This window comes from Clostridium sp. SHJSY1, assembly GCF_031626875.1.
GTDB lineage: Bacteria > Bacillota > Clostridia > Clostridiales > Clostridiaceae > Clostridium.
In genome coordinates this window covers 1-10,923 of record NZ_JANDMF010000083.1, presented here as the reverse complement: position 1 = coordinate 10,923, position 10,923 = coordinate 1, and the positions used below count along the sequence as shown (strand labels likewise).

The 10,923-nt window shown below is 29.6% G+C and carries 7 protein-coding genes and 1 riboswitch; all 7 genes read right to left on the bottom strand.

Annotation, left to right across the window (positions count from 1 at the left end):
* Positions 1 to 403 precede the first annotated feature (403 nt).
* Positions 404 to 1,505 (bottom strand): peptide chain release factor 2 gene (gene prfB, locus NNC19_RS22695; protein WP_310940981.1). Its coding sequence is split into 2 segments (ribosomal slippage): positions 404 to 1,426 and positions 1,428 to 1,505, totalling 1,101 coding nucleotides; the frame shifts between segments, so codons are not numbered across the junction.
* Positions 1,506 to 1,565: 60 nt separating this feature from the next.
* On the bottom strand, positions 1,566 to 4,100 hold the full coding sequence (gene secA, locus NNC19_RS22690; RefSeq protein ID WP_310940980.1) for a preprotein translocase subunit SecA: 2,535 nt from the start codon (positions 4,098 to 4,100) through the stop codon (positions 1,566 to 1,568).
* Between the two features lie 193 nt (positions 4,101 to 4,293).
* Positions 4,294 to 4,830: a ribosome hibernation-promoting factor, HPF/YfiA family gene (gene hpf, locus NNC19_RS22685; protein WP_310940979.1), complete on the bottom strand. Its 537-nt coding sequence runs from the start codon at positions 4,828 to 4,830 to the stop codon at positions 4,294 to 4,296.
* A 580-nt stretch (positions 4,831 to 5,410) separates the two neighbouring features.
* Entirely contained in the window at positions 5,411 to 6,049 is a 639-nt protein-coding gene (locus NNC19_RS22680) for a ComF family protein (RefSeq protein WP_310940978.1), read from the bottom strand.
* Positions 6,022 to 7,038: a hypothetical protein gene (locus NNC19_RS22675; protein ID WP_310940977.1), complete on the bottom strand. Its 1,017-nt coding sequence runs from the start codon at positions 7,036 to 7,038 to the stop codon at positions 6,022 to 6,024. The genes NNC19_RS22680 and NNC19_RS22675 overlap by 28 nt, the downstream gene beginning before the upstream one ends.
* A gap of 15 nt (positions 7,039 to 7,053) precedes the next feature.
* Positions 7,054 to 9,276: an ATP-dependent RecD-like DNA helicase gene (locus tag NNC19_RS22670; RefSeq protein ID WP_310940976.1), complete on the bottom strand. Its 2,223-nt coding sequence runs from the start codon at positions 9,274 to 9,276 to the stop codon at positions 7,054 to 7,056.
* Between the two features lie 115 nt (positions 9,277 to 9,391).
* Entirely contained in the window at positions 9,392 to 10,567 is a 1,176-nt protein-coding gene (metK, locus tag NNC19_RS22665; protein ID WP_310940975.1) for a methionine adenosyltransferase, read from the bottom strand.
* 71 nt (positions 10,568 to 10,638) lie between these two features.
* Positions 10,639 to 10,741: riboswitch (SAM riboswitch) on the bottom strand.
* Positions 10,742 to 10,923: the final 182 nt, after the last annotated feature.

The window sequence follows — 10,923 nt, the reverse complement described above, 5'->3', positions numbered from 1 at the left end:
TTAATCTACTCAAAAAACTTACTCTAAAAGAATTGCTGGTTTTTAACTTATATAATCTGTTCAATTTTCAAAGACCACTATGCTTGTCTCACAAGCGACTTCCTTATATTATCACTATTTTTGATACATGTCAACACTTTTTTTGTTTATTCATTTTAATTTGTGTTTTTCTGCACTGCCTTAGCAACGAATATTATCTTAACATATATTTTCCTCTGTCTATTATGATAATCCTCCATTTTACATAATTATTCCTTAAAATCTTTTTAATACTCTAAGTTTCATAAACTTTCACGTATTGACACACCTGGATTAGTTTCATAGTTTTTTTTAATATTTACTTATTATTAAAAAAAACATAACTAAAAAAATAAAATTCTAGTTATGTTTAAAAATATGATATTTAATTATTGTATGATAAATAACCATTTATAAAATTATTTATTTCTCCATCCATAACTGCTGTTACATTTGAAGTTTCTATATTGGTTCTATGATCCTTAACCATACTATATGGATGGAATACATAAGATCTAATTTGACTTCCCCATCCCATATCTTTGAGTTCTCCTGTCAAATCTTCAATCTTTTCTTTATGAGCTCTTTCCTTCAATTCTATAAGTTTAGACTTTAACATGGACATAGCAGTATCTCTATTGGAAAATTGACTTCTTTCATTTTGGCATTGTACTACTATTCCAGTTGGAATATGAGTTATTCTAATAGCAGATTCTGTTTTATTAACATGTTGTCCACCTGCTCCACTAGCTCTGTAAGTGTCAACTTTTAAATCTTCTGACCTAATATCTATATCTTGATCTTTTGTAAGTTCTGGCAATACTTCTACTGATGCAAATGAAGTTTGTCTTTTTCCATTTGCATTAAAGGGAGATATCCTAACTAATCTGTGAATTCCTTTTTCAGTTTTTAAGTACCCATAAGCATGTTCACCCTTTATGCTTAATGTTACACTTTTAATTCCCGCTTCTTCTCCATATATTAAGTCTAAAGTTTCTACTTTGTATCCCTTTTTATCACACCATCTAGTGTACATTCTAAGTAGCATTTCAGTCCAGTCATTTGCATCAGACCCTCCCACTCCTGCATGTAAAGTCAATATAACATCATTATTATCATATTTTCCTGAAAGCAAAAGTTCTATCCTATAATCAGAAATTTCTTTTTCTAAAGTTCTAATCTCATCTATTATCTCTTTAGCAGATTCTACATCATCTTCATCCATCAATTCTTTTAATACTTCTACATCTTCAACTCTTGCAACTAAATTATTATGTCTGTCTAATTTATCCTTCAATCTTTTACTTTCTTTAGTTACATGTTCTGCCCTTTTAATATCTTCCCAAAAGTCCTTTTCTTGCATCTGAAGATCTAATTCATCAATCTTTTTTTCTAATGCTTCCTTGTCAAAGGGAAGCCCCCATTTCTTTTATATTTTCCTTTATTCCTGGAAGCTTACTCATCTCTTTTTCTAAATCAATTAACATAATAAATTCACCTCTTATTGATTAGAGGTTAACCAAATTTAGGTTAACCTCTATTACTTATTATACTTCCCTGCCACAGCAGTTTTTATACTTTTTACCACTTCCACAAGGACATGGATCATTTCTTCCTATTTCTACTTGTTTTCTTACAGGTTCTCTCTTTGTTGACATTGATTCACCATCATCTGCACCAGCATGTGTTGCACCTGTTTCTTGAACAACTCTTTCCCTTTCTGGAGCTCTTTCCATTTGAACATGGAAGATATACTTAACTGTATCAGTTTTAATGTTTTCAATCATTTCTTCAAACATTTCACTACCTTCCATTTGGTATGCTTGAACTGGATCTATTTGTTTATATGCTTTAAGTCCCATACCTTGCTTTAAATGATCCATATTATCTATATGATCCATCCACTTTGTATCAACATTTCTAAGAAGAATTACTCTTTCAATCTCTCTCATTCTTTCAGAACCAAATTCATTTTCTTTTCCTTCATATATTTCATTAGCAATTGAAATATATTTATCTATAACTTCTTCATTTGAAAGTTCTATAAGTTCTTCTATATTTACCTTATTAGCTGGTATACATATATCATTAAGATAAGCTACAAGTTTCTTAATTTCAGCCTCTAAGTCTTCTGAACTTTCTTCTACACCATTTAAATGTATATTTACTGCATTAGTTATAACTTCTTTAGTCATACCTAATATTTGATCCTTTATTTCTTCTCCTTCAAGAACTTGTGCTCTTTGTCTATAAATAACTTCTCTTTGTACATTCATAACATCATCATACCCTAATAATGTCTTTCTTATATTGAAGTTATTACCTTCAACTTTCTTTTGAGCATTCTCAATTTGTCTGGTTATAATTTTATTTTCTATAGCATCATCTTCCTCTAAGCCTATTTTTTCAACAATGCTTTGGATTCTATCTGTACCAAACCTTCTCATTAGTTCATCTTCTAATGAGATATAGAATTGTGATGAACCTGGGTCCCCTTGTCTACCAGAACGACCTCTTAACTGATTATCTATTCTTCTTGACTCATGTCTTTCAGTACCTATAATCTTAAGTCCGCCAACTTCTACAACACCTTCTCCAAGTTTAATATCAGTACCTCTACCAGCCATATTAGTTGCTATTGTAACCATCCCAAGTTCACCAGCATGAGTAATTATCTCTGCTTCTTGTTCATGATACTTTGCATTTAATACTTGATGAGGGATTCCTTTTTTCTTTAATACTTTAGATAACTGTTCTGATTTTTCTATACTTACAGTACCTACAAGAATAGGTTGCCCCGTTTTGTGAGTCTCTTCTATTTCATTTGCTATAGCATTAAACTTTCCTTTTTCATTTAAATAGATTATATCAGACTTATCTACTCTTTGAATTTCTCTATGTGTAGGAACAAGAATAACATCTAATCCATAAATTTCTTGGAATTCACTAGCTTCTGTCAACGCAGTACCAGTCATACCCGAAAGCTTTTTATACATTCTAAAATAGTTTTGGAATGTTATAGTTGCAAGTGTCTTAGATTCTCTAGCAATCTTAACACCTTCTTTAGCTTCTATAGCTTGATGAAGTCCATCTGAATACCTTCTACCTTCCATAAGCCTTCCTGTAAATTCATCAACTATTACAACTTCACCATCTTTAACCATATAATCTTTATCTTTTTTCATAGTAACATTAGCTTTTAATGCTTGTGTTACATAATGTTGTAAAGACATATTATCTGCATCAGCATAATTTTCAACATTGAATGTTTTCTCTGCTTTAACTATACCTGAATCTGTTAGCATTGCAGCCTTTGCTTCTTCATCAATAGTATAGTCTTCTTCAGCTTTTAAAGTTTTAACAAAATAATCTGCTACTTTGTAAAACTCTGTAGACTTCTCCCCTGCTCCTGAAATTATAAGAGGAGTTCTAGCTTCATCTATAAGTATAGAGTCAACTTCATCCACTATGCAAAAATTAAGTGGTTTTTGAACTCTTTCTTCTTTATAGATAACCATATTATCTCTTAAATAATCAAATCCGAACTCATTATTTGTACCATAAGTTATATCTGAACCATAAGCCTCTCTTCTTTGGTCATTTGTTAACCCATGAACAATAACTCCTGTTGAAAGTCCTAAAAATCCATATAATTGTCCCATCCACTCTCTATCTCTAGATGCAAGATAGTCATTTACTGTTATTACATGAACACCTTTTCCACTTAAGGCATTTAAATATGCAGGTAAAGTAGCAACTAACGTTTTACCTTCACCTGTTTTCATTTCAGCTATTCTACCTTGGTGTAATACTGTTCCTCCTATTATTTGCTCTTTATAATGTTTCATACCTAGAACTCTACCTGAAGCTTCTCTAACTACAGCAAAAGCTTCAACTAATATATCATCTAATGTTTCTCCATCTTGAAGCCTTTTCTTAAATTCTGTAGTCTTTGCTTTAAGTTCTTCATCTGTAAGTTTTTGCATTTCTCCATCTAAAGCTTCAACTTTATCTGCAATAGGCTTTATTTTATTTACTTCTCTTTCAGTATATGATTTAAATAAACCACCTAATAATCCCATAATTTCATCCTTTCAAAATTTATTCTATGTACTATATATCAATAAGTAAACTATGTATCTATAAATTATAACATTTTCCTTTACTTATTATCAAGAAATATAGTAATTGATTAACAAAGTTTTATAAAATAATCTAATGTTTTCCATATTATGATAACAAAAAAACCTATGGATTTCCATAGGCTTTCTTAGACTATCTATATTCTGGTTCTATCAAACCATAATTTCCATCTTTTCTCTTATAAGTAACACTAACTTTATTTGTCTCCGCATCTTGATATACAAAGAAGTTATGTCCTAATAATTCCATTTGTAATATTGCTTCGTCTATTGACATCGGTTTAACATTAAAACTTTTTGTCTTTACAACCTTTTGTTCTTCTTCATATTCATCTTTTAAATCACTTGGCTTAAATGCTGGGTATCTAAGAGATCCTCCTGAATTTTTTCTAGAAAGCTTTGTTCTTTGTTTTCTAATTTGTCTTTCTAGTTTATCTTCAACTAAATCAATAGACTTATACATATCATCAGTACTTTCCTCACTTCTTAAAATGACTCCATTGAAGGGAATAGTAACTTCTACAATTTGTCTATTTTTTTGTACACTTAATGTTACTTTAGCTTCAACTTCTGGCTCAAAATATCTATCCAGTTTAGATATTTTTTTCTGAGCAGTCTCCTTTAGTGCAGATGTTAATTGAATATTTTTTGCTAATACAGTTACTTTCATAATTCCAGCCCCTCTCGTACTTTCGAATTGTTTTCTAAACTATCATTTCCTTGTTTTACTATATTTTAACCTTAACTTAAACAAAACTCAATATTATTTTTCAGAATTGACAGAATATTATGTAATATAGCCTTTTGCATTCTTTGAATTTCTTTTATTTTCATACTATTATGACAACTGTATTCTTTAATTATTATCTATAATAACTTGAAACAAAATATTATCATCTCCAGATTATAGACATTTTAATCATTTCTCATATTTAGTTTAAAATTTTTTATAAAAAAATCCACTTACAATCTACAATAACAAAAATATTATCATAAATTATAAATGGACTTAAATTTCTTAATTAAAGTATATATAAAGCTAGCTGACCTGGTTTTTGACCCCACACTCGCCTGCTGGAACTTTTGCTACCCAGATTTAACTTCTCACTACTAATTCTCTCAGTTTTAACAACTGGCAGGACTTACTTCTATACCGCACCATGCTCCCTAGAACTTTGCCTAGCTTACGTGGATCGTTTCGCCTGCGACTAGCATCGATTTTCAACCACAGACCTAGCTTTATAATATAATTATATATAAGATTTCGCAAGAGTCAATATTTTTATCTCAATTGCTCCATTTTCTAACAACACTCTTACACCTTCATTAACAGTTGAACCAGTAGTAACAACATCATCAATTAGTATAAATCTTTTTCCTTTAACCTTATCTTTATTCTTTATTCCAAAAGCGCCACATATATTAGTAACTCTTTCTTCCTTGCTCAAAGTTTTTTGAATCTTAGTATCTTTAATCTTTTCTAATGTATCTATTACCTTAAATCCATTTCTAAATGCTATTTCTTCAGCTAAGTACTTGCATTGATTAAAACCATACTTTTTTGATCTATCTTTGCTAATAGGTATAAAAGTCAAGTAATAATTTTTATCAAAATACAATAACTTTTCTTCAATTAATTTAACTAGTATTTCTCCCGCTATAAAATCCTTATTATATTTAAAATTCAAAATTAATTCTTTTAATACTCCCTTATAATATCCAACACAAAGTTCTTCTTTTTTGCATAGTGTTATCATATCTTTACATCTATTACATAACCCTTCCGCCTCTTCTTCTTTGCATATAATACACTTAAGTTCTTTGGGATATATTACTTCTAAAATCCCCTTATATACATTTTTTAAAAATTCATAGATTTTCTTTCCCATATCCTTTTATTAAATTCCCTAGCCATATCCTTTGTAATTTCCATCTCTCTAGATATATCTTTTGAAACAAATAAGACTTCTGATTTTCCACTTTTTAATCTACTTATATTTCCACATAAGTAAATTAATTTTTTATAATTAAACTTATTACTATCTGCAAAAAGAACTACTACTTCTTCAATTTTTAATTCTTCTAAGGAAACCTCCATATAATCTGTTATTATAAATATTGCCTTATCTTTTATTTTCAAACCATTATTTATATATTTTTTTTCATCATTTTTTGAATATTTAATAACTTTTACTTTTTCCATTTTTAATTTATCTGTATAGTAATCATATGCTATATCTAATTTATCTTTATCAGGAACAAGTATTACAACTCTCTTTTTTTCATCTCTAAACCACTTAAGATAATCATATAATGCAAATGGTATATCTTTATTTAAATCAATTCTTGTTGTAATTATTCTAGGTTCAATAAAAGGTATTAATTTATCAATATTTGTTAATTGAAATTGTTCACCTATTGGAATGACTGATTCAACTGTATATAATATAGATTTGTATGATATTTCCAAAGTGTATTCATAAGCTCCTTTAAGGTTATATTTGCTCAAATGTGAATATGCAGATACATCATCAAATATGGCTAAATTATAAATTTTTTTTACCTTAGTAATATTTTTATAATTTATAAACATTATGTCACAATCACAAGAACCATCTTCTGTATATCCATAGGTAATATTTCTTTTTTTTAACTTTAATTTATCTATTAACCCCTTAATTTCTCCATTTTTACCCCAAATATAAATAACTTTCTCTTTTCGTCTAATTACATCTAATAATATATCCTCAAACAGCAAGGATGAATTGAATGGTATTGTAAGGATAGATAAACTCTTTATATTTTTCTTATACCAAGAATTAATTTTTTTCATTCCATAATCTAATTCTTCACAAACTCTCTTATCTCTTTTATCCATACATACTCCTCCAAATTAACTTATAGCATCATTACTTAATAAATCTTTAATTCTGAGTTCCAATGTAGAGTATCTCTCCATACTTTCTGTATTGGATACCATATATTGAAGTGCTCTAGGATATCCTACAACTGTTAGTAATTCTTTTGCTCTAGTAATCCCTGTATATAATAAATTTCTATTCATCAAAAAAGGCGAACCCATAAATGCTGGTATTATTACGACTTTAAACTCACTCCCCTGACTCTTATGTATTGTTATTGCATAAGCAAGTTCCAAATCTTCTACACTTTCAGCATCATAAATAACTTTCTTGTCATCATCAAATACAACCGTTAAACTTCTTCCATCTTCACTTATATTTTGAATAAACCCCATATCTCCATTAAATATACCTTCACCTTCTATTGATTCACCTTGGGATAATAAGCTCCATTTAATTGTATAGTTATTTTTAGTTTGCATAACCTTGTCTCCTTCTCTTAACACAAGGTTTCTTTGTTTTTTCTCTTTCTTTTCTTTTGATGGAGGATTTAATATTTCTTGAAGTTTTTCATTTAAATTTATGACTCCAAGAATACCTTTTTTCATAGGTGTAAGAACTTGAATATCTCTTCTTTTATCCCATTCTTTATTAAAATTAGGTAATCTTCTATTAATTAAATCCAAAAGTATATTTAATATATTATCCATATTCTCTTCTTTTATAAAATAAAAATCTTTATCTTTTTGATTAAGTAAAGGCATTTTTCCATGATTTATTCTATGTGCATTTGTTATTATCAAACTCTCTGAACCTTGCCTAAATATTTCTTTTAATCTAACAACTTTAATAATTTTACAGTTAATTAAATCTTTAAGAACATTGCCTGCCCCAACTGATGGCAATTGATCTACATCTCCAACTATTATTAATCTAGTCCCTACTCTTATAGATTTTAACAAGTTATGCATTAAAAATATATCTATCATAGAAGCCTCATCTATTATCACCACATCTCCATCTAATGGTTCATCAGTCATTTCTGCAATATCAGCATTTTCTTCTCCAGCGCCTATATCCAATAACCTATGAATTGTCTTAGCTTCTCTCCCTGTAGATTCACTCATTCTTTTAGCTGCTCTTCCTGTTGGTGCAGCTAATAAAACTTTCATACCTTCACTCTCATATATATCTATTATTGATTTTATTATAGTAGTTTTACCTGTTCCAGGTCCTCCAGTAATAATCTCAATTCCATCTGTAAATGCACCTATAATAGCTTCTTTTTGTGATGGAGCAAACCTAATCTTTTGTTTTTTTTCAAATACTTCTATTTCAAATTCTATATCAGTGTTTATAGTTTGATAAGCTTCCATCGAAAGTCTTGCTATCCTTTCTGTTATTCCTAATTCACTATAATAATAAATAGGAATAAAGACAGCCTCTAAATTATCAATCTTTTGAACAATAATCTTATCTTCTAACGAAGCATTATACAAATTTGCTTCTATCAATTCTTCTTTTACACCTATTAGTTCTTTTGTTTCCTCCACAACTTTTTTCTTTGGCATATATGTATTTCCTGACATGCAGAATCTAGTTATTACAAAATCTATTCCACTTTTTATCCTTGAATCTGATTCTTTGCTAATCCCAATTGATTCTGCTAATTTATCTGCTGTTAAAAACCCTATACCTTTTACTTCCCTACACAATAAATATGGATCACTTTGAATTATTTCTCTTGCATTAGGTCCAAATCTTTTATATATTTTCAAACATTGTCCATGACTTATTCCTTGCCCTTGAAAATATATCATAATATCTTTCAAATCATGTTGTTCCAAATACGATTCACATATTATGTCAAACTTTTTCTCTCCTATTCCTTCAATTTCTTTTAATCTAGCTATATTATTATCTAATACATCAATTGTATCTTCTCCAAATTGTTCAATAATTTTTTTTGCCGTGACTGGACCTATTCCTCTTATAATTCCTGAAGATAAATATTTTTCTATTCCATCAATAGTATTAGGCATTACCTCTTCATACTTTATGATGCTAAACTGTTCTCCAAATTGTTTATGCATCTTCCATGTTCCAGTTAACTTTACTTGCTGTCCCTCTTGAAGAAAAGGAATTGTTCCTACAGCAGTTATTGTTTTATTACTTGAATTTATTTTCGCAACAACATATCCAGTATCATCACTTCTATAAACAATACTTTCAACGAAACCCTCTACTACATCCATACTCACTATTCTCCAAATCTTGTTTCTCTATTTTATAATTATAACACATTAACTATTTTTCTATTAATTGAAAAAGGAACTGACTCACAAATATTTTTGAATCAGTTCCTCTTTATTATAATAATTTCTTTATTTCTTCTACTTTATCGATTTGTTCCCAAGGAAGATTTAAATCTGTTCTTCCAAAATGTCCATATGCTGCAGTTTGTTTGTAAATTGGTCTTCTTAAATCTAAGTCTCTAATTATAGCTCCTGGCCTTAAATCAAATACTTTTTCTACTATAGAAACTAATGTTTCTTCATCCACTTTACCAGTACCAAATGTATCTATTTCTATAGAAACTGGTTTTGCAACTCCAATTGCATATGCTAATTGAATTTCAAGTTTATCTGCCGCACCTGCTGCTACTAAATTCTTTGCAACCCATCTTGCTGCATAAGCTGCTGATCTATCAACCTTAGTTGGATCTTTTCCAGAGAATGCTCCTCCTCCATGTCTTCCATATCCACCATAAGTATCAACAATAATCTTTCTTCCTGTTAAACCTGAATCTCCTTGAGGTCCCCCTACAACAAATCTACCTGTTGGATTAATGTAATATTTAGTATTTTCATCTAGCAATTCAGCTGGAATTACTTCCTTAATTACATATTCTTTTAAATCTTTTTCTATTTGCTCTAATGTAACTTCTTCACCATGTTGTGTAGATATAACTATAGCATCAATTCTCTTTGGTTTATTATCTTCATATTCAACTGTAACTTGAGTTTTTCCATCTGGTCTTAAATAATTTAAAGTACCATTTTTTCTAACCTCTGTAAGTCTTCTTGAAAGTCTATGAGCCATTGCAATTGGAAGTGGCATAAATTCTGGTGTTTCATTAGTTGCAAATCCAAACATCATTCCTTGGTCTCCAGCACCTACTGCTTCAACCTCATCTCTTTCACCTTTTCTTGATTCTAACGCTTCATCAACACCCATTGCTATATCAGCCGATTGTTCATCTATAGTAGTCATAACAGAACATGTATCACAATCAAAACCATATTTAGCTCTATCGTAACCTATTTCCCTTACAGTCTCTCTTACTACTTTAGGGATATCTACATAACAATTTGTTGTTATTTCTCCCATAACCATAACCATTCCAGTTGTTGTGCATGTTTCACAAGCAACTCTAGCATTTGGATCCTTAGATAATATAGCATCTAAAACAGCATCCGATACTTGATCACAAATTTTATCTGGATGCCCTTCTGTAACTGATTCTGAAGTAAATAATCTTTTCATTTAAATCTTCCTTTCTTCATTTTTTCCAAATAAAAAAACTCTTCCATATGAGAAGAGAATTATCCTAATCTCTCTCATCTTGTAGATACATAATCTACAGGAATTGGCACCTTGTTAATTAAACAGGTTGCCGGGTTTCATCGGGCCCTTTCCCTCCACCTCTCTTGATAAGAGTTTCTATATTTCATTTTGATTGTATTTTATCACATTACATTTTAAAATACAATATCATAATATTTTTTTAATAATTTAATAAAAGCAAGAAAATTCTTGCTTTTTTTGGTGGATGAGGATGGATTCGAACCATCGAAGCAACTTGCAACAGATTTACAGTCTGCCCCCTTTGGCCACTCGGG

Excerpts from the sequence above, each read along its gene's own strand:
- secA (WP_310940980.1), bottom strand. The coding sequence starts at position 4,100 with ATGGGATTATTAGGTGGTTTATTTAAATCATATACTGAAAGAGAAGTA.
- hpf (WP_310940979.1), bottom strand. The coding sequence starts at position 4,830 with ATGAAAGTAACTGTATTAGCAAAAAATATTCAATTAACATCTGCACTA.
- NNC19_RS22680 (WP_310940978.1), bottom strand. The coding sequence starts at position 6,049 with ATGGGAAAGAAAATCTATGAATTTTTAAAAAATGTATATAAGGGGATT.
- NNC19_RS22675 (WP_310940977.1), bottom strand. The coding sequence starts at position 7,038 with ATGGATAAAAGAGATAAGAGAGTTTGTGAAGAATTAGATTATGGAATG.
- NNC19_RS22670 (WP_310940976.1), bottom strand. The coding sequence starts at position 9,276 with ATGGATGTAGTAGAGGGTTTCGTTGAAAGTATTGTTTATAGAAGTGAT.
- metK (WP_310940975.1), bottom strand. The coding sequence starts at position 10,567 with ATGAAAAGATTATTTACTTCAGAATCAGTTACAGAAGGGCATCCAGAT.